Annotated in this window: 18 protein-coding genes; 11 read left to right on the forward strand and 7 right to left on the reverse strand. The window is 67.7% G+C overall.

Going from position 1 to position 19,801, the window contains the following annotated elements; translation table 11 throughout:
• The first annotated feature begins 57 nt into the window (after positions 1-57).
• The 3 genes from NX02_RS26215 (at position 58) to NX02_RS26225 (ending at position 4,705) form a co-directional block, all read left to right on the forward strand.
• Positions 58-2,382, forward strand: a complete 2,325-nt coding sequence (locus NX02_RS26215) for a glycosyltransferase family 4 protein (RefSeq protein WP_084718358.1) — start codon at positions 58-60, stop codon at positions 2,380-2,382.
• 29 nt (positions 2,383-2,411) lie between these two features.
• Positions 2,412-3,692: a glycoside hydrolase family 130 protein gene (locus NX02_RS26220; protein WP_025295130.1), complete on the forward strand. Its 1,281-nt coding sequence runs from the start codon at positions 2,412-2,414 to the stop codon at positions 3,690-3,692.
• Between the two features lie 230 nt (positions 3,693-3,922).
• Positions 3,923-4,705, forward strand: a complete 783-nt coding sequence (locus NX02_RS26225; RefSeq protein WP_039996848.1) for a DUF899 domain-containing protein — start codon at positions 3,923-3,925, stop codon at positions 4,703-4,705.
• Positions 4,706-4,720: 15 nt separating this feature from the next.
• On the opposite strand, the gene NX02_RS26230 is transcribed toward NX02_RS26225, so the two are convergent.
• Positions 4,721-5,200, reverse strand: a complete 480-nt coding sequence (locus NX02_RS26230) for an Lrp/AsnC ligand binding domain-containing protein (protein ID WP_025295132.1) — start codon at positions 5,198-5,200, stop codon at positions 4,721-4,723.
• An 83-nt stretch (positions 5,201-5,283) separates the two neighbouring features.
• Here NX02_RS26230 and putA point away from each other — a divergent pair, with 83 nt between their 5' ends.
• Both putA and NX02_RS26240 read left to right on the forward strand, forming a co-directional pair.
• Positions 5,284-8,418, forward strand: coding sequence for a bifunctional proline dehydrogenase/L-glutamate gamma-semialdehyde dehydrogenase PutA (gene putA, locus NX02_RS26235; protein WP_245648709.1), 3,135 nt, complete (start codon positions 5,284-5,286; stop codon positions 8,416-8,418).
• Between the two features lie 117 nt (positions 8,419-8,535).
• The gene (locus NX02_RS26240; protein WP_053000718.1) at positions 8,536-9,684 is read left to right on the forward strand and encodes a GGDEF domain-containing protein; all 1,149 of its coding nucleotides are present in this window, start codon (positions 8,536-8,538) and stop codon (positions 9,682-9,684) included.
• 15 nt (positions 9,685-9,699) lie between these two features.
• Here the strand turns inward: NX02_RS26240 and NX02_RS26245 are convergent, their stop codons facing one another.
• Both NX02_RS26245 and lysA read right to left on the reverse strand, forming a co-directional pair.
• The gene (locus tag NX02_RS26245) at positions 9,700-10,725 is read right to left on the reverse strand and encodes a M28 family peptidase (RefSeq protein WP_169787215.1); all 1,026 of its coding nucleotides are present in this window, start codon (positions 10,723-10,725) and stop codon (positions 9,700-9,702) included.
• A gap of 96 nt (positions 10,726-10,821) precedes the next feature.
• The gene (gene lysA, locus NX02_RS26250; protein ID WP_025295136.1) at positions 10,822-12,087 is read right to left on the reverse strand and encodes a diaminopimelate decarboxylase; all 1,266 of its coding nucleotides are present in this window, start codon (positions 12,085-12,087) and stop codon (positions 10,822-10,824) included.
• 135 nt (positions 12,088-12,222) lie between these two features.
• On the opposite strand from lysA, the gene NX02_RS31840 reads away from it, so the two are divergent.
• Entirely contained in the window at positions 12,223-12,465 is a 243-nt protein-coding gene (locus NX02_RS31840; protein ID WP_084718104.1) for a type II toxin-antitoxin system Phd/YefM family antitoxin, read from the forward strand.
• Positions 12,465-12,890 carry a type II toxin-antitoxin system VapC family toxin gene (locus NX02_RS26260; RefSeq protein WP_025295138.1) on the forward strand — a complete coding sequence of 142 codons (426 nt, stop codon included), beginning with the start codon at positions 12,465-12,467 and terminating at the stop codon, positions 12,888-12,890. The genes NX02_RS31840 and NX02_RS26260 overlap by 1 nt, the downstream gene beginning before the upstream one ends.
• A 13-nt stretch (positions 12,891-12,903) precedes the next feature.
• Here NX02_RS26260 and NX02_RS26265 read toward each other — a convergent pair whose 3' ends face one another.
• Both NX02_RS26265 and argH read right to left on the reverse strand, forming a co-directional pair.
• Entirely contained in the window at positions 12,904-13,146 is a 243-nt protein-coding gene (locus NX02_RS26265; protein WP_025295139.1) for a hypothetical protein, read from the reverse strand.
• A 12-nt stretch (positions 13,147-13,158) separates the two neighbouring features.
• Positions 13,159-14,526, reverse strand: coding sequence for an argininosuccinate lyase (gene argH / locus NX02_RS26270; RefSeq protein ID WP_025295140.1), 1,368 nt, complete (start codon positions 14,524-14,526; stop codon positions 13,159-13,161).
• 16 nt (positions 14,527-14,542) lie between these two features.
• Between argH and NX02_RS26275 the strand changes: the two genes are divergently transcribed.
• The 4 genes from NX02_RS26275 (at position 14,543) to NX02_RS26290 (ending at position 18,011) form a co-directional block, all read left to right on the forward strand.
• Positions 14,543-15,151: a TlpA family protein disulfide reductase gene (locus tag NX02_RS26275; protein WP_342671284.1), complete on the forward strand. Its 609-nt coding sequence runs from the start codon at positions 14,543-14,545 to the stop codon at positions 15,149-15,151.
• A gap of 337 nt (positions 15,152-15,488) precedes the next feature.
• Positions 15,489-16,685: an alkaline phosphatase gene (locus NX02_RS26280; RefSeq protein ID WP_025295142.1), complete on the forward strand. Its 1,197-nt coding sequence runs from the start codon at positions 15,489-15,491 to the stop codon at positions 16,683-16,685.
• A 140-nt stretch (positions 16,686-16,825) separates the two neighbouring features.
• Positions 16,826-17,674 carry a PhzF family phenazine biosynthesis protein gene (locus NX02_RS26285; RefSeq protein WP_342671285.1) on the forward strand — a complete coding sequence of 283 codons (849 nt, stop codon included), beginning with the start codon at positions 16,826-16,828 and terminating at the stop codon, positions 17,672-17,674.
• Between the two features lie 55 nt (positions 17,675-17,729).
• Positions 17,730-18,011, forward strand: coding sequence for a DUF427 domain-containing protein (locus tag NX02_RS26290; protein WP_025295144.1), 282 nt, complete (start codon positions 17,730-17,732; stop codon positions 18,009-18,011).
• 136 nt (positions 18,012-18,147) lie between these two features.
• Here NX02_RS26290 and dapD read toward each other — a convergent pair whose 3' ends face one another.
• Both dapD and NX02_RS26300 read right to left on the reverse strand, forming a co-directional pair.
• On the reverse strand, positions 18,148-18,984 hold the full coding sequence (dapD, locus tag NX02_RS26295; protein WP_025295145.1) for a 2,3,4,5-tetrahydropyridine-2,6-dicarboxylate N-succinyltransferase: 837 nt from the start codon (positions 18,982-18,984) through the stop codon (positions 18,148-18,150).
• 2 nt (positions 18,985-18,986) lie between these two features.
• Positions 18,987-19,655, reverse strand: coding sequence for a pyrimidine 5'-nucleotidase (locus tag NX02_RS26300; RefSeq protein WP_025295146.1), 669 nt, complete (start codon positions 19,653-19,655; stop codon positions 18,987-18,989).
• Positions 19,656-19,801: the final 146 nt, after the last annotated feature.

Raw genomic sequence — 19,801 nt, forward strand, 5'->3', positions numbered from 1 at the left:
AACGCAACCGAATCATTCCATCGTCGTTGCTGTGCTGCGGAGAACAGGTGGATGAAGATGTCATTGCGGGAGCGAAATAGGACGGCGAAGATCGCCAACGATAGCGGCAGCGACAAGGCCGCGGCCGTTCGCCGCATCGCCCTGATCGGCAATTATTTGCCGCGTCGGTGCGGGATCGCGACGTTCACGACGGACATTCATATTGCCTTTGCCGAACGTTTCCCGGGCGTCGCCGTTGACGTCTATGCGATGAACGACGGGCAGGGCTATGATTATCCGGATGCCGTCGTCCATGCGATCGAGCAACAGGATCCCGAGGCTTATCTCGAGGCCGCGCGGCTGATCGAGGCCAGCGGCGCCGACCTTGTCTGGCTGCAGCACGAATATGGCATTTTCGGCGGTGATGCGGGACAGTTGATCCTCAGCCTGCTCGATCGCGTGTCGATGCCGGTCGCGGTCACGCTCCACACCGTGCTCGACGCGCCGGATGCGGCACAGCGTCACGTCATGGACCGGATCGTGCGCCTTGCCGACCGGCTGATCGTGATGGCGGACAAGGGCCGCGATACGCTCGTGCGCGTCTATGGCGCCAATCCCGCGCAGATCAGCGTCATCCCCCATGGCATTCCCGACCGGCCGTTCGTGCCGACCGGGCCGATGAAGGAGAAGCTGGGTCTCGCCGGGCACGATGTTGTTCTGACGTTCGGCCTGCTGTCGCCCGGCAAGGGCATCGAGACGATGATCGAGGCGATGCCGGCGGTCGTCGAGCGTTTCCCGAATGCGCTTTACGCGGTGCTCGGCGCAACCCATCCCCACCTCGTCGCCCACGAGGGAGAGGCCTATCGCGACCGGCTGAAGGCGCTGGCCGAAGCGCGCGGCGTGTCGGGCAACATATTGTGGGTCGACGCCTTTCTTGAGACCGAGGAACTTCTCGACTGGCTGGCGGCGGCGGACATCTACGTCACCCCCTATCTCAATCCGGCACAGGTGACCTCCGGTACGCTTTCCTACGCGATCGGGCTCGGCAAGCCGGTGATCTCCACGCCCTATGTCCACGCCGCTGAACTACTCGGCACCGGCGACGGCCGACTCGTGCCGTTCGGGGATTCGGCTGGCTTTGCCGCCGAGATCGTCGGACTGCTCGCCGATCCGGACGCGCTGGCGCGGTTGCGCGAGCGCAGCTATGCGCGCGGCCGGACGATGGTCTGGTCGTCCTCCGCCGATGCGCATATGGCCATTTTCCGTCCGCTCGCCCGCGCGCGACGGAGTCGCAAGCGCGCGAGCCAGGTCTTCCGCCAGGCCCGGCCCGACATCCCCGATCACGTGTCGTTCGACGCGATCGAACGGCTGAGCGATTCGACCGGGATGCTCCAGCACAGCCTGTTCTCGATTCCCGATCGAACGCACGGCTACTGCGTTGACGACAACGCCCGCGCGCTGTTGCTGACCAGCCGCGACGATCAGCTTGCCGATGCGCGCTATGATCGCTGGACGCCGATTTATGCGGCCTTCGTCCAGCATGCCTGGAACCCCGCGACCGGATCCTTCCGCAATTTCATGGCCTTCGATCGCCGCTGGCTTGAAGAGAGCGGGTCCGAGGACAGTTTCGGCCGCACGCTGTGGTCGATCGGGGTGACCGCACGAGACGCCCGCCGCCCGCAGTTCAGGCGGTGGGCGACCAGCCTGTTCGATCAGGTCGCCGGCCACGCGCTCAAGCTGGGCGCGCCGCGGGCGCGCGCCTTCGCGATCCTGGGCGCGGCGGCGATGGCGGAGGCGCATCCGGGGCACGCCGGCGCGCTGCGCATCCTGCGCGAGTTCGGCGCCGACCTGATGGCGCTGCTCGATGCCAATGTGCGGCCCGACTGGGCCTGGTTCGAGATCGTCCTGGCCTATGACAATTGCCGGCTGCCGGAGGCGCTGCTCCGCGCCGGGCGGGCACTGGCCGATCCGGTGATGGTCAAGCGCGGGGTCGAGACGATGGACTGGATCGTCGCGCATCAGACCAACGCCGAAGGGCGTTTCCGCGCGGTCGGCACCGAAAGCTTCGGCCGCGCGTTGCAGCCGCCGCTGCCGTTCGACCAGCAGCCGCTTGAGGCCTGGGCGACGATCGATGCCTGCGATGCCGCGTTCGACGCGACCGGCGATGCGCGCTGGCGCGACGTGGCGATGACCGCGTATCGCTGGTTCGGCGGCGAGAATGATCTGGGGCTGGCGCTGGCCGATCCGGTCAACGGCGAATGCTTCGACGGGCTGATGCCCGGCGGGGTCAATTACAATCAGGGGGCCGAATCGGTGCTTGCCTTTCATCTGGCGACATGCAGCATTCGTAAGCTATGTGGCGCGCAGGCGACGGGTCGGGCGACGGGTGTCGTTGCCGCCTGAGCTGATCGCCGCTGGCGCGCGGGGGGACGATGCTCGATCTGTACCATCACGAGTTGAAGTTGTTCGCCGATCCGTCGCGGGTGGTGGTGCGTCCCTTCCATCTGCCGTGGCAGCGCACCAGCGATGCGCCCAGCCGCACCGAGAAGCTCGTCGCCGAGGTGCTGGCGATGGACATGCGCACGGTGCGCGCCGAACTCGGCCTCGTCTTTCGCGATTTCGAAGCGCGGCACTGGCAGACCCGCAAGGTGTTCGTGCAGCGCTTCGGCCAGATCGCCGACCATCTCGGGCTCGATGCCAGCACGATCCGGCCGGAGAAGCAGGAACTGATCGGCGCCTATTTCTGCCACGAATATAGCTATGCCGCCGCCGCGCTGATGAACCCCAGCGTGGTGCGCCATCCCGACCAGAGCGGGCTTTCCAACGGCGCGATCCGCATCTTGATGTCGCTGCGCTCGGTGGGCGAGGGCCATATCTCGTCGATCGCGTTCCGCGAGGGGATCATCTCGCCGGGCCGCGGCTTCGAACTGTCGCCCGAGCCGCCCTTCGCCACGGCGTGCCATGCGATCGACCTTGCGGTGGCGCGGCAGGATGGCCCCGTCACCGTCTATCGCCATCAAGACAGCTCGCTGTCGGGTACGGTGCTGTTCCCGATCACCGATGCGCAGCGCAACGGGCTGGAGGATCTCCGCCTGGTCGAATTCACCCACACCGACGGTTCGGTCGAGTGGATCGGCACCTACACTGCCTATTCGGGCCGCGAGATCGAGTCGCAGCTGCTGCGCACGCGCGATTTCGCGAGCTTCGATCTGGTACCGATGAAGGGCTCCGCGGCGCGCAACAAGGGTATGGCGCTGTTTCCGCGCACCTTCGACGGCGCCTACCGGATGATCGGCCGGCAGGACGGGCAGAACCTGTTCCTGCTCGAATCGGACGATATCGGCACCTGGGGCGAAGGGGTGCGGCTGCTCGAGCCGCGCTATCCGTGGGAACTCGTCCAGATCGGCAATTGCGGGCCACCCATCGAGACCGAAGAGGGCTGGCTGCTGCTGACGCATGGCGTGGGCGCGATGCGCAAATATTCGATCGGCGCGGTGCTGCTCGATCTCAAGAATCCGTCCCGCGTGCTCGGCCGCACCTCGCAGCCGATCCTTTCGGCCGCCGACGAGGATCGCGAAGGCTATGTGCCCAACGTGGTCTACACCTGCGGCGCGATGCGCGTCGGAGACGATCTGTTCATGCCCTATGGCGTCGCTGACAGCTCGGTGGCCTTCGCCACCATTCCGCTGCGCGAATTGCTGGCATTGATGTGATGGAGAGGGTGTTCTCGTTCGGTTGAGCGGGGGCATGACGGCACGGGCGGCATGAATCGACCGGCCAGGGTTGGATGAGGGCGGTCCCGATGCCGTGCTCGATATACGGGGTCGCCCGTCCTCATCCGCCTCGGCCGGTTCGCCCGCCAATCGCGCCACATTTGTCACTCTCGGCGGTTGACGCCCGCATGGCAGGGCGATGCCGTGAACCGAGAGGAGGCGTGAGCGCCATGACATCATCGACCGAAACAGCGACGTTGCAGGACCTGCCCGACATGCAGGCGCCGCCGATCGTCTCGCATGACGCGTGGGCGGCCGCACATGCCGGGATGCTGGTGAAGGAAAAGGCGCTCACCCGCGCGCGCGACGCGCTGGCCGCCGAGCGGCGGCGCATGCCCTGGCTGGCGGTGGAGAAGGATTATCGCTTCGAGGGGCCGGACGGGAGCCTGAGCCTGCTCGACCTGTTCGAGGGCCGCCGCCAACTCATCGTCTATCGCGCCTTCTTCGAGCCGGGCGTGCATGGATGGCCCGATCATGGCTGCATCGGCTGCTCGATGGTCGCCGATCAGGTCAGCCATCCGGCGCACCTCAACGCGCGCGACACGACCCTGGTCTTCGCGTCGCGCGCATCGCAGCCGGACCTCGCCCGGCTGAAGGCGCGGATGGGCTGGACGATACCGTGGGTGACGATCACCGACGATTTCGACGCCGATTTCGGCGTCGACCAATGGCATGGCCACAACATGTTCATCCGCGACGGTGACCGCATCTTCCGCACCTATTTCATCAACAATCGCGGTGATGAGGCAATCGGCACGGTGTGGAGCTATCTCGACCTCACCGCGCTCGGCCGGCAGGAGGAGTGGGAGGATTCCCCCGCGGGCTACCCACAATCCCGTCCTTACAAATGGTGGAACTGGCACGACGACTATGTGCCAGGTGCCGCGCCCGACCGGAAATGGGTGGAGGTGTCGGATGCCGGGGAGGCGGCGTTCCGGGAGGACAGGGAGTAGCTTTGCCGCCTTGCCTCAGATCGGCAGCGCGGTCGTGCTCTTCACCTGTTCCAGCACCGCATAGGTCCGCGTCTCGCGCACGCCCGGCAACATGCCGATCTCATGGCCGAGGAAGGTGCGATAGGCGTCCATGTCTGCCACGCGCACCTTCAGCAGATAGTCGAACCCGCCGGCCACCATGTGGCATTCGAGCACGTCGGGCACACGGCGGACATGCTCGGCGAAGGCGGTGAAGACATCGTCGGTGGTGCGATCGAGCAGGATCTCGACATAGATCAGCAGCGCGCGGCCGAGCTTTGCCGGGTCCAGCGCCGCGGCGAAGCCGGTGATCACGCCGGTCTCGCGCAGCCGCTTGACCCGCTCGAAGGCCGCTGCAGGGGAGAGGCCGCAGCGCGCCGCCAGATCCTGGTTGGTGATCCGCCCATCCTCCTGCAGCACGCGCAGCAGGCGGCGATCGGTTTCATCGATCGAAGACTCTTTGGTGCGCGGCGCCATTGCTTCAAATCCTTCGGCGTGGAAGGGCTACTTACGAAGCACATTCGGCATTGGAAAGTATATGCTGGCGATCTGACGGGCGATTGGCCCGCGCCGGAGTCCTGCCCGACATGCTCAACGACATTTCCGCCTGGGATGCGATCGACGACGCCAAATATGCGCCCGAGAACGACGTCATCCGCGAGCTGCTGCACGCCAACCCGCTGAGCCCGGCGGACCGCGGCGCGATCGGAGCCGAAGCCGCGGCGCTTGTCGCCGCGGCGCGGCAGTCCGTGAAGAAGCAGGGTGTGGTGGAAAGCTTCCTGCAGGAATTCTCGCTCGGCACGCGCGAGGGGCTGGCGCTCATGTGCCTTTCCGAAGCGCTCCTCCGCACCCCCGATGCCGACACGCGCGACCGGCTGATCGCCGAGAAGATCGGCGCTGCCGACTGGGCGAGCCATATCGGCAAGTCCGACAGCCTGTTCGTCAACGCCTCGACCTGGGGGCTGATGCTGACCGGCCGGCTGGTCGATGTCGACGAGGAGGTGCGGCGCGACTTCGGCGGCTTCTTCAAGCGGCTGACCGCGCGCGTGGGGGAGCCGGTGATCCGCCAGGCGGTGGGCGCCGCGGTCAAGATGATGGGCGAGCAGTTCGTGCTCGGCCGCACCATCGCCGACGCGCTGGCGCGCGCGCGCAAGGAAAAGACGCTTTGCTCGTTCGACATGCTGGGCGAAGGCGCGCGCACCGCCGCCGACGCCGAGCGCTACGAGACGATCTATGCCGATGCGATCATCGCGGTCGGCAAGGCGGCGGACGGCGCCGGGCCCGAGCTGGGCCATGGCGTGTCGGTGAAGCTGTCGGCGCTCAGCCCGCGCTACGAAGCGGTGCAGGAAGCGCGGGTGATGGAGGAACTCTATCCGCGCGTGAAGCGGCTGGCGCTGATCGCCGCGCGTTACGACCTCAACTTCGCGATCGATGCCGAGGAAGCGGATCGCCTCGTCCTCTCGCTCAAGCTGGTCGAGCGGCTTGTCCGCGAGCCCGAACTGGGGGCATGGCGCGGCCTCGGCGTCGTGGTGCAGGCCTATCAGAAGCGCGGTCGCCATGTCATCGCCGGGCTCGCCCGTCTGGCGCGCGAGAGCGGCCGGCGGATCATGGTCCGCCTCGTCAAGGGCGCCTATTGGGACAGCGAGATCAAGCGCAGCCAGATCGCGGGGCGCCCGGACTATCCGGTCTACACCACCAAGCCGGCGACCGACCTTTCCTACCTCGTCTGCGCGAAGGCGCTGATCGACGCCGCGCCCGATCTCTATCCGCAATTCGCCAGCCACAACGCCCACACCCTGGCGGCGGTGCGCCATATGGCGGCCGCGAACGGCGTGACGATCGAGCATCAACGCCTGCACGGCATGGGCGAGGCGCTCTATGCCGCGGCGGATGCGCGCTATGGCGGCATCATATTGCGCGCCTATGCGCCGGTCGGCGGGCATGAGGAATTGCTGCCCTATCTCGTCCGCCGCCTGCTGGAGAATGGCGCGAACAGCAGTTTCGTCCACGCGCTGCTCGACGAGCGGGTTCCGGTGGAGGATGTGGTGCGCGACCCGATCGCGCTGGTCGAGGCGCAGCCCGGCCGGCATCCGCGCATCCCGGTGCCTGCCGACATCTATGGCCTCGCCCGGATCACCCCGCTCGGCCGCGACTATTCGCTGTTCGACGCGCGCCAGGCGGCGCGGCTTGCCGCCGATGCGGCGCGCGACGAGCGCTTCGTATCCGGCGCGATCGTCGGCGGTGCGCTGGTCGTGACACCGGGCCAGCCGGTCGCGAGCCCCGCGGACGGCGCGCGCGTCGTCGGCACCGTCAGCGATGCGACGCCGGCCGATATCGACCGTGCGGTCGCGCTTGCGCGCAAGGTGCAGCCCGCATGGGATCGCGCCGGCGGTGCCGGCCGCGCCGCGGTGCTGCGCGCGATGGGCGACGCGCTCGAGCGCGAGATGGACGCGCTGATCGCGCTGCTGTCCGCCGAAGCGGGCAAGACGCTCAACGACGGCGTCGCCGAGGTGCGGGAGGCGATCGATTTCTGCCGCTACTATGCGCATCTCGCCGAGCGCCAGTTCGTCGGGCTGGAGCCGCTGAACGGCCCCGTCGGCGAGACCAACCAGCTCGAACTGCGCGGGCGCGGCCTGTTCGTGTGCATCTCGCCCTGGAATTTTCCGCTGGCGATCTTCACCGGCCAGATCGCCGCGGCGCTGGCGGCGGGCAATGCGGTGCTCGCAAAGCCCGCCGAACAGACCCCGCTGATCGCCGCCGCTGCGGTGCGGCTCTTCCACAAGGCCGGGCTCGATCCGGCGCTGCTGGCGCTGCTGCCGGGCGACGGCGCCACCGTCGGCGCGGCGCTGACCAGGCATCCCGGGATCGACGGCGTCGCCTTCACCGGCGGCACCGAAACCGCTTGGGCGATCAACCGAACGCTGGCCGAGCGGCGTGGCCCGATCGTGCCGTTCATCGCCGAGACCGGCGGCCTCAACGGCATGTTCGTCGACACGACGGCGCTGCGCGAACAGGTGGTGGACGATGTCATCCTCTCTGCCTTCGGCTCGGCCGGCCAGCGTTGCTCGGCACTTCGCCTGCTCTATCTGCCCGAGGAAAGCGCCGACGAGACGATCGCCACCCTGAAGGGCGCGCTCGACGCGCTGGTGACCGGCGACCCCGCCGACCCGTCGACCGACATCGGTCCGGTGATCGATGCCGAGGCGCGCGAGGCGCTGGAGGCGCATGTCGCGCGGCTGGAGCGCGAGGCGAAGATCGTCGCGCGGCGCGACGTCGGCGGACTTGGCGCGAAGGGCAGCTTCTTCGGTCCGGTGATCGCCGAGATCCCGACCGCGGACTTCCTCGAACGCGAGGTGTTCGGCCCGATCCTCCACGTCTATCGCTATCGTGCGGGCGAACTGCCGCAGGTCGCGGCCAGGCTGGCGGCGCGGGGCTATGGCCTGACCCTGGGCGTCCACAGCCGCATCGATCGTTTCGCGCAGGAGGTGCGGGCGCTGGTTCCGGCGGGCAACATGTACGTCAACCGCTCGATCATCGGCGCGGTGGTGGGCGTGCAGCCCTTCGGCGGGGAGGGGCTGTCGGGCACCGGCCCCAAGGCGGGCGGCCCGCACGCGCTGTTGCGCTTCGCCGTCGAGCGCGCGCTGTCCGTCAACATCACCGCGCAGGGGGGCGATCCCGCGCTGATGAGTCTGTGAGTCCTTGGCTACGTATCCTTAACCCCGGGATGTAATACGGCGTTGCAGCGCGCAGGATGGGCCGCGCGCTGCAGTCTTTGGGGGGGCAGCCTTCGCGGATGTCCGCGAGGGCGGGCGATGATGACGGGTGCAGCGTTCGCTCTGTCAGGCAATATTGCCTTCGCGCTGCTGTTCGCGATCGCGTTTCTGCTGATCGGCCTCAGTGATCGCGGCCACCGCAACGTGCTGCTGTTCGCGCTGACCTATGCCGTCGGCATCCTGACGCCCGCCAGCGAATTGCTGATCCCGCTGGTGCCGGCGCCGGCGCCATTCGTGTGGCTGAGCCATGCCGCGTTCGTCACCGCCTTCTTCCTGATGGCGATCGGGCTGTCGCGCTTCTTCGGCCTGCGTCCGCCATGGCGGCTGCTGTGCGGGCTGCTCGCCGCATCCTTTGCGCTACGGCTGGCGATCTGGGGCGGCGCGCGGGGGAGCTTCGCCTATGAGTTCCTCTATCAACTGCCTTTCGCGGCGATGCTGGCGGTGTGCGCTGGCATCGTCCTCGCCTCGCGTCGGCGCGATGGCTGGACGATCGCGTTGTTCGCGATCTTCGCGCTGCTGTCCGGCCATTTCCTGCTCAAGCCGTCGATCGCGACCTGGTTCCATCCCGGCCAGACCGCGCGCGATTATGCCGGCAGCACCTATGCGCTGATCTCCCAGGTGACATCGGGCGTGCTGCTGATCGCCACCGGCCTGCAATTGATCCTCGTCGTGATGCGCGAGATGCTGATCACCACGCGATTGCAGGCGGATACCGATATGATGACGGGGCTGCTCAATCGACGCGGCTTCGACGATCGTGCCAGGCAGCTTCTCGCGCGCCGCGATGGCGGCGATGTCGCGGTGGTGATGATCGACATCGACCATTTCAAGTCGATCAACGACCGGTTCGGCCATGCCGCGGGCGATGTGGTGATCTGCGCGCTCGCCGATCTTCTGGGCAGCTTCGCGTCGCCGGCCATGTTGATCGGGCGGCTGGGGGGCGAGGAGTTCGCCATGCTGCGGCGGGGAAGCGACGCGGCCGAGATGGGGCTCGTCGCGGAAGCGGTGCGCGCGCGCTTCGCCCGGCTGGCATTCGACGGCCTGCCGGCGGCATTCCGGGCGACGCTGAGCGCCGGCATCGCCGAACGCGCGCATGCCGAACCCCTATCCCAGTTGATGCACCGCGCGGACGGCCTGCTCTATGAGGCGAAGCATGCCGGCCGGGACACGGTGATCGTTCAACGCTGAACGGCCGGATGCGATTCAGCGCGCCTCTTTCTCCGATGCGCGCACCACCCGTTCCAGCCCCTCGGTGACCCGCGCCAGTCGTCCATAATCCAGCTTGTCCGGCGTGTCCGCCTGGGCGTGGTAATAGGGATAGCGGAACGGCGCCGTGTCGGTGACCATCAGCGCCGGGATCCCGACCGCAGCGAAGGATCGGTGATCGGACCAGTCGATGCCGCGCACGAAGGCCGGCGCGGTGCCGCCGACCGAAGGGAAGGGCGTGGTCGCGCGGAAGGTGCCGACGGCATGGCGCACGAAATCGCGCGAATCGGTGGTGCCGACGAAGGCGATGAAATTGCCCGTGCCGGGGTAGAGCAGGCTCAGCGGCGGCGGATAATGCTGACTGCCCGGCCGGTCGGAATAATAGCCCATCGTTTCCAGTGACATCATGCCGATGACCGGCTCTCCCGATCGTTTCAGCCGCCGTGCATAGGCGACGCTGCCCATCCCCTCGGTCTCGAAGAAGGGCGGCTCCTCATTGGCGAACAGCACCAGCCGGATGCGCAGCGCCGAGCGCCCGTCGAGCGCGCGCAGCCGCCGCGCCAGTTCGATGACCGCGGCGGTGCCCGAACCATTGTCGTTCGCGCCGGGCGCATCCCCCGCGCTGTCGTAATGCGCGCCGATCACCAATGTCGGCGCGGACGTCGTGCGCGGCGCGACCACGACCTCGATGTTGCGGACGATCGGCAGGTCGGGCTGGAAGCGCTGGCGATGCACGGCGTAGCCGAGGCCGGCGAGGTGCCGCTCAATATAGCCCGCCGCGCGATCGAGCGCCTCGGGGTGGCCGACATTGTGCGGCGTGGTGCCGATCGCCGTTACATGCGCCGTCAGGCGTTCGGCGAGCAGCCGCTGTTCGGCGCTGATCGCGGGCAACGGACCCTTGTGCGACCTGCCCGGCACCGCCGTCGCCCACAGCAGGGCGGCGACCGGCGTGCCGAACAGAAGCAGGATGAGCGCCATCGCGACGATGCGCGATGGCCGTACACCGATCGATCGCAGGACCATGGTATCGGCTCTCCCCTCTTTGGGCGGCAGGCTAGCGCTGGGTCGGGAAAGCGGCGCTACGCTTTTCGCTCCGTTTCCGAAGAGAAAAGCGTTTGATCACAGCCAGTCGGGCAGCGTGTCCTGCTCGATCAGCGCCTCGACCGGCGGCCGTTCGCGCACCACGGCCCAGCGATCGCCCGATACCAGCACCTCCGGGGTCAGCGGCCGGCTGTTGTAGGTGCTCGCCATCGTCGCGCCATAGGCGCCGGCGGTGGCGAACAGGATCAGGTCGTCCGCCTCGACCGCGCCCATCGCGCGCCTGGTCGCGAAGGTGTCGCCGCTCTCGCAGACCGGGCCGACCACGGTCGCGGTCATCTCGCCGTCGCGCGGGGTGACCGAACGGATGTCGTGCCAGGCGTCGTAGAGGCTGGGGCGCAGCAGGTCGTTCATTGCCGCGTCGACGATCACGAACGGGCTGGTGACGCCCGGCTTCACCCGGATGACCCTCGTCAGCAGCACCCCGGCATTGGCGACGATCAATCGCCCCGGCTCGAACATCAGCCGCACGTTCCAGCCCTCGGTCGCGCGGCGAACCATCGCGCCATAGGCCTCGGGGCTCGGCGGCGCGGGCTTGGCGGGATCATAGGGCACGCCGAGGCCGCCGCCGAGATCGGCGGTGACGATGTCATGCCCCGCTGCGCGCAGCGCCGTGATCAGCTTGCCGACCCGGCCGAACGCGGCCTCCAGAGGCGCGAGATCGGTCAATTGGCTGCCGATATGGACGGCGACGCCGCGCACCTGCAGCCCCGGCATCGCCCGCGCGCGATCACAGGCGGCAAGCGCGGTGTCGTAGGGGATGCCGAACTTGTTCTCGGACTTGCCGGTGGAGATTTTGGCGTGGGTGCCCGCATCGACGTCCGGATTGATGCGGTAGGCGACCTGCGCGGTCGCGCCCCTGGCGGCGGCGACTGCCGACAGCATCTCGGCTTCCTGCTCGGATTCGAGGTTGAACTGGCCGATGCCCGCATCGAGCGCGCGCGCCATCTCCGCCGCGGTCTTGCCCACCCCCGAAAAGACGATCTTCTCCGGCGCCACGCCGGCATGGAGCGCACGCAGCAACTCGCCCTCGGAGACGACGTCCGCGCCCAGCCCGGCCTTCGCCAATGTCGCGAGCACCGCGCCGTTGGGATTGGCCTTCACCGCGAAGGCCACCAGCGGCGTGCCGTTGCCGCACCCGGCCACCGCCTCGCAGAACACGCGGGCATGCCGCTCGATCGTCGCGGTCGAATAGACATAGACCGGCGTCTGCACCGCCTCGGCGATGGCGGGGAGCGGAACCTGTTCGGCGTGCATCACGCCATCGATGAGGGTGAAATGATCCATGACGGGCGCGCTTTAGCGGATTGTTGCGGAATCGGGAGGAAAAACCGACCGATCGATTGGCGCGAGGACGCCACGGCCAGTGGCGCTTGCTGCAGATTCAACCTATATGACTATCAAGATGGTCAGGAGGTCGTCATGAACAGGGTAAGTCTCGCAGACGCGAAGGCGCATCTGAGCGAACTGGTCGATCGCGTTGAGGCCGGAGACACGATCGATATAACGCGTCGTGGTAAGCCGGTCGCGCGTCTTACAGCGGTCGATCGACCTCGCCAGCGCGTCAACGCAGCCGAACTTCGTGCCCTGACGGACGCAATGCCCTTGCAAGAGGTGGGTGCCGCAGATTTTGTGCGGATGATGCGGGATGAAGACCGCTACTGATGCTCTATCTCGACACGTCGCTGATCGTTGCAGCGGTCGTCCATGAACCGATGACGTCGCGAGTCCAGCTATGGATGGAGGCGCAGGACCCGGAGCAGTTGTTGATCAGCGACTGGACAATAAGCGAGTTATCCTCTGCGCTTTCCATCAAGCTGCGGACCGGTCAGGTCGATCTCGCACAACGCGCGGCAGCGCTGGCCAAGTTCAATCAGCTCGTGGCAAGCAGCTTTTCGGTGCTGCCTGTGGTCAGCCGTCATTTCCGGTTGGCTGCGACATTTGCCGACCAGCATCAAGTCGGTCTCCGCGCCGGCGATGCGCTGCACCTTGCCGTAGCATCGTCGCACGGTGCGATACTTCACACGCTCGATCGCCGACTTGCGGCGGCTGGCCCAGCGCTGGGCGCGCCTACGCAGCTCATCAACTGACCCTTCTTACGCCTCAACCGGGCGGGGGCAGGTCGAAGCGGTCGTCCTTGCGCTGCTCGGAGCGGCGAAGGAGTTCGTCGCTGCGGGCGGGGCGGGACTGGGTGTCGGGGGTGACCAGTTCCTCCGCGGTCGGCGGTGTCGGGTCGCCGGCGGCGGCCGGCGGCATCGACGTGCCGGGGGGCGGGGTCAGCGCTTCGCGGCTGCCGCAGGCGGCCAGCGCCAGCAGCACCGCCGTTCCAAGGATCGCACGCTTCACCCGCTTACTCCCTCAATCCAGCGCCGCTTTCGCCTCGGCGATGCGCGCGCGCACCTGGTCGGGCGCGGTGCCGCCGAAACTCGCCCGGCTGGCGACCGACGCGTCCACCGTCAGTAGCGCATAGAGCCGCTCGTCGATACGCTCGTCGATTGCCTTCAGTTCGTCGAGCGAGAGGTCGGCGAGGCCAATCCCTTTTTCCTCGGCGCGCTTGACGATCCGGCCGGTCACATGATGCGCCTCGCGGAAGGGCAGGCCGGCATCGCGCACCAGCCAGTCGGCAAGGTCGGTCGCGGTCGAGAAGCCGGCCATCGCCGCAATGCGCATGCGATCCGTGTCGAAGCGCAACGTCTCGACCATGCCGGTCATCGCCGCGATCGAGAGGCCGAGCAGGTCGTGCGCCTCGAACACCGGCGGCTTGTCGTCCTGCATGTCCTTCGAATAGGCGAGGGGCAGGCCCTTCATCGTCACCGACAGCGCGGTCATGCAGCCCATGATCCGCCCGGCATGGCCGCGGACCAGCTCGGCCGCGTCGGGGTTGCGCTTCTGCGGCATGATCGAGGAGCCGGTCGACCAGGCGTCGGACAGCTTGACGAAGCCGAAGGGCTGGCTCGCCCAGATGATGACCTCCTCGGCGAGGCGCGAGAGGTGGAGCGCGCACTGCGTCGCCGCCATCAGATAGTCGAGCGCGAAGTCGCGATCGCTGACCGAATCGAGCGAGTTGCGCGTCGGACCGTCGAAGCCGAGCGCCGCCGCGGTCGCGTGGCGGTCGATCGGATAGCCGGTGCCGGCGAGCGCCGCGCTGCCGAGCGGGCACAGGTTCATCCGCGCGCGGGCATCGGCGAAGCGGCTGCGGTCGCGCGCGATCATCTCGAAATAGGCCATCAGATGATGGCCGAGCGTCACCGGTTGCGCGACCTGGAGGTGGGTGAAGCCCGGTATCACGCTCGCGGCATGTTCTTCCGCGCGCGCCAGCAACGCGGCCTGGAGGCCCTTCAGCCCGCTCCCGACCATGTCGACGGCGTCGCGCACCCACAGGCGGAAGTCGGTCGCGACCTGGTCGTTGCGGCTGCGCGCGGTGTGCAGGCGGCCGGCGGTCGGGCCGATCAGGTCGGCGAGGCGCGCCTCGGTCGCCATGTGGATGTCCTCGAGCGCGAGGTCCACCGGCACGCCGTTGGCGGCATAATCATCGGCGATGCGATCGAGCCCGGCGCCGATCGCCTGCGCGTCGTCGGCGGCGACGATGCCCTGCGCGCCCAGCATCGCGACATGCGCCTTGGATCCGGCGATGTCCTGCTGCCACATCCGCTTGTCGAAGGGGATCGAGGCGTTTATCTCGCGCATGACCGATGCCGGGCCTTCGGCAAAGCGCCCGCCCCACATGCTGTTGGAGCTTTCCTTGCGGCCGCTGATCACCTTTCTCCCTCTGATGCTGCTGCCCTTGATCGCCGCGTGCGATAGGCAATCGGGCGATGCGCCGCAAGCAGCCGCGAACAGCGCGAACGCCAACGCCAGCGCCGAAGCGCCGGCTGGCGGCGGTCGCGAGTTCACCGGCACGCTGGACATCTCGAAGCGCGGCGCCCCCGCGCCCGCCGACGCCTTCATCGCGCCCAACGGCAAGACGGTGACGCTCGCCGACTTCAAGGGGAAGCCGGTGCTGGTCAATCTGTGGGCGACATGGTGCGGGCCATGCGTCGCCGAGATGCCGACGCTCGATACGCTGGCGGAGCGCGCGGGAGACCGCATGACGGTGCTGACCGTCAGCCAGGACAGCAAGGGGCCGGAACTGGTCGCGGACTTCTTCGCGCAGCGGAAGTTCAGGCACCTCCAGCCCTATCTCGATCAGGAAAGCGGCCTGGGCTTCGCCTTCGCCACCGGCATGCTGCCGACCACGGTGCTGTTCGATGCCGAGGGCAAGGAAGTGTGGCGCGTCGTCGGCGGCATGAACTGGGATGGTCCGCGCGCGAACACGCTGCTCGTGGACGTGCTCGACAAGAAGGCCGGGTAGGCGGCTCGCCCACGGTGGGCGGGCGCGCGGATCGCCGTTAAATTTCGCTGACGGTCCGAGGCTGTCACAAAAACGTCAATCGCGCTGCCTAGGTCGCCATCCGACGGCGGCTGACGGCAGACGGTCGCGACGAATTTCAGCAGCTGGTCGCAATCGCCGGTGCGGGGCCGCATCTGCTCCCTGCGCGAGAACGGGGACGGTCAAGACGATGTGCCTTCCGATCGGCCACGGCCGGCGGCCCGGCGGTTCTGCTGGCGCTCGAAGACAATCAGGCGGGGTTGGACGCGCACCTCATTCGGCGCGCGGCTTCCCGCTATCCCCGACAAGGAGACAATATATGAAGATGTTCGGGAACAGGCAGAAGCGATCGATCCTCGCCCACCTGATGGTCGGCGCGCTTCTGGTCGGCGGCGGCGCGTCCGCCGGGGCGCAGCAGGCCCGGCCGGCGAAGGAAGCAAAGGGCGCGAAGCCCGCGCAACCGGCCACGCCGGCGAAGAAGGCGCGCAACGTCATCCTCTTTCTCGGCGACGCCGGCGGCGTGCCGACGATCAGTGCCGCCGGCATCCTCGCCAACAACCGCCCGCAGTCGCTGTTCCTCCACACCATGCCCTATCTCGGCCTGTCCGACACCTCGTCGCTCAACCGGTGGGTCACCGATTCGGGCGCGGGGATGACCGCGATCATGACCGGGCGAAAGACCAACAATTCGATGGTCTCGGCGGTGCCGACCGGCACCGGAGACACGGTGACCCCGGTCAAGACCCTGCTCGAATATGCCGAGCAGCGGGGGCTCTCGACGGGGGTCGTCACCAACATGCCGATCTGGGATGCGACGCCGGCCGCCTGCTACGCCCATGTCGGCACGCGCAAGAACAAGGATGAGATCTTCCGGCAGATGCTCGCGCCGCGCTTCGGCAATGGCGTCGACATCCTGATCGGCAAGGGCCGCGCGGATGCAACCGCCTCCTTCGCCGCGCGGCAGACGACCGCCGAACAGGCGTTCGCGGCGGCCGGCTATCGCTATGGCGAGGACCCGGCGCTGGTTCGCGAGGCGGGTCGCGCTGCGGTGCTGCGCGACAGCGATTTCGAACCGATTCCCGCGGTCGAGGCGACGATCGGCCAGCTCGCGCGCAACCCCAAGGGCTATTTCCTGATGGTCGAGTGGGACATGCACACCGACAATCCGCAAGCGGGGCTGCGTCACGTCACCGAGATGGACGACATGATCCGCCGCGTCCGCGAGGTTGCCGGCGAAGACACGCTGATCCTGTTCACCGCCGATCACAGCTTCGGGCTGCGCATGGGCGGCGGCACCCGCGGCACCCCGCTGGCGGATCAATATGCGGCCGAGGCCGCCAAGCCCGGCGCGACCGCCGCCGCCAACGGCGTGATCAGCGTTGAGGACGGCCATACCGGCGAGGAAGTGATCGTCACCGCCTCGGGCCCGGGCGCGGAGCAGGTGCATGGCTTCTTCGCCAATACGCATCTGTTCGACATCATGCTCTCCGCCTTCGGCTGGACGCGCGAGGACTGAACGGGGTGAATGGGGCGGCCGGCACATCGCTGGCCGCCCATTCGATCGATCCTGCCAGTACGGTTTGACGGAATCGTACTGAACTGTCTCTGTTACCAGCACGGGAATGGCGCCATCCAGCGGCTCGGTTAATGGAGGCGATGATGATCGACAGGCGCTACGGGCTGGTGGACGTGTTCCACGACGGTCCCTTCTCGGGCAATCCGCTGGCGGTGGTCCATGCCGCCGAAGCGCTCGACCCCGAGACGATGCAGCGCATGGCGCGCTGGTTCAACCTGTCCGAAACCACCTTCCTGCTGCCCCCGACCGCGCCGGGCGCGGATTATCGCGTGCGCATCTTCACGCTGGAGCGTGAACTGCCCTTCGCCGGTCACCCGACGCTCGGCACCTGCCATGCCTGGCTGGAAGCCGGCGGCGTGCCGCGCGACGCGGGCCGGATCGTCCAGCAGTGCGGCGCCGGGCTGATCCCGATCCGACGGGATGGTGAACGCCTCGCCTTCGCGCCGCCGCCACTGCTGCGCGCCGGCGCGGTCGATGCCGTCGCGCTCGACCAGGTGGTCGAGGTGCTGCGCATCGATCCGGCCGATATCGTCGAATGCCGCTGGGCGGACAATGGCCCCGGCTGGATCGGGGTGATGCTGAAGTCGGCGGAGGCGGTGCTCGCCGTCGAGCCGCTGCGCTTCCACGAGGCCCGCATCGAGATCGGCCTGGTCGGCGCGCATCCCGCGGGCGCACCGGTCGACTGGGAAATCCGCACCATCTTCAGCGATGCCACCGGCACCTTGATCGAGGACCCGGTGACGGGCAGCTTCAACGCCGCCGTCGCGATGTGGCTGCGCGAGACCGGCCGCGCGGATGACGCCTATATCGCCGCGCAGGGCACGCGCCTCGGCCGCCGCGGCCGTGTGTTCGTCGACTATGAAGGGGATGTCGCGTGGATCGGCGGCCGGGTGCGGACGATGGTGGCCGGCACGCTCGACGCCGGCTGACCTCTGGCAATCCGCCTGCGCGACCCCATCTCGGCCATATGCTGAGGAGACGATCATGGTGAAGGCAGTGTGGAATGGCGCGACGATCGCCGAATCGGACGAGACCATCGTCGTCGAGGGCAATCATTATTTCCCGCGCGACGCGGTGAATGCCGAACTGCTGGTGCCGAGCGGGACGACCACCGTCTGCCCTTGGAAGGGAACGGCGAGCTATTACAGCCTCGTCGTCGATGGCGCCGAGAACCGCGATGCGGCCTGGTACTATCCGGAGACCAAGCCGGCGGCGGACGAAATCCGGGACCGGATCGCGTTCTGGAAGGGTGTGGACGTGGGGTGAGCTTCATAATCCCTCCCCTTCAGGACCTTTCAGGGGAGGGAACGGGAGGGGCGGCGCTGCTTTCCGGCGTTGCCGGAAGCTCGCTCCGCTCGCCTCCACCCCAACCCCTCCTCTGAAGAGGAAGGGCTGAAATCGATCAATCCCGCAGCAGTTCGTTGATCCCCGTCTTCGCACGCGTCTGCGCGTCGACGCGCTTGACGATCACCGCGCAGGACAGCGCCGGGCCGGGCGTGCCATCGGGCAGCGGCTTGCCCGGCAGGGTGCCGGGCACGACCACCGAATAGGCCGGCACGCGGCCGACGAAGATCTCGCCGGTGGTGCGGTCGACGATCTTGCTGGTCGACGAAATGAACACGCCCATCGAGAGCACCGCGCCGCGTTCGACGATCACGCCCTCGACCACTTCGGAGCGTGCGCCGATGAAGCAATCATCCTCGATCACCACCGGATTGGCCTGCAGTGGCTCGAGCACGCCGCCGATGCCGACGCCGCCCGAAAGGTGGACGTTGCGGCCGATCTGCGCGCAACTGCCGACCGTCGCCCAGGTGTCGACCATCGAGCCCTCGCCGACATAGGCGCCGATGTTGACGAAGCTCGGCATCAGCACGACGCCCCTGGCGATGTGCGCGCCGCGGCGGACGACGCTGCCCGGCACCGCGCGGAAGCCGGCGTCGCGGAAACGCGCCTCGTCCCAGCCGTCGAACTTCAGCGGCACCTTGTCCCACCAGGCCGCCGCACCCGGCCCGGGCATCACCGCATTGTCGTTGAGGCGGAAGCTCAGCAGCACCGCCTTCTTGAGCCACTGATTGACCTCCCAGCCGTCGGCGCCCGGCTCGGCGACCCGCTTCTCACCCGAATCGAGCAGCGCCAGCGCGTCTTCGACCGCCTCGCGTACCGCGCCGGTGGTGGTGAAGCCCAGCGTATCGCGGGCTTCCCACGCCGTTTCGATCGTCGATTGCAGGTCGGTCGTCATCGTCATTCGTCCCCCAGGATCTCATCCAGCCAGGCGCCGATATCGGCGGTTTCGAAATCGATAAAATCATGCGCATGGTCGATATCGCCCATCTCGGAGCCGTTGTTGACCCACACCGTGGTCATCCCCAGCGCCTTGGCGGGCCGCAGGTTGCGCGCCATGTCTTCCGCGAACAGCGCGGTCGCCGGATCGACGTTCAGCGCCGCCATCATCGTCCGGTAGCTCTCAGGGTTGGGCTTGGGCTGATAGGCGCAGGCGTGGATGTCGTGGATCGCCTCGAACGATTCGCCGAGACCCAGCCGCTGCAGCACGCGCTGTGCATAAGGCACGTCGCCATTGGTGAAGACGAGCTTGCGGCCGGGCAGCCGCGCCACCGCGCGGACCAGCCGGCGGTCCTCGGCCAGCGCGTCCATCTCGATATCGTGGACATAGTCGAGGAATTCGTAGGGATCGACATGGTGCGCCGACATCAGCCCCGAAAGGGTGGTGCCGTGGTTGCGAAAATAGTCCTTCTGCACCCGCCGCGCCTCGACCGGATCGAGATCGAGCAGCCGCGCGACGAAGGCAGTCATCCGCTGGTCGATCAGCCCGAACAGGTCCGCCGACGCCGGATAGAGCGTGTTGTCGAGATCGAAGATCCAGGTGCGGATGTGGGCGAGTTCAGGCGGCATGGTGGGGGTGCGCTTAGCGCCGGAGCGCCGCTACGTCCATTGTGGCGCAAAGCGCTTTCGCCGCCGATGCGGCGGGTCTACGCTCCGGCGGGGCCGAATGGTGGAGTGTTTGGCCGTGTCCGGGGGGTATCGAAATGTCCGGTCCA

This window comes from Sphingomonas sanxanigenens DSM 19645 = NX02 (assembly GCF_000512205.2).
Taxonomy (GTDB): domain Bacteria; phylum Pseudomonadota; class Alphaproteobacteria; order Sphingomonadales; family Sphingomonadaceae; genus Sphingomonas_D; species Sphingomonas_D sanxanigenens.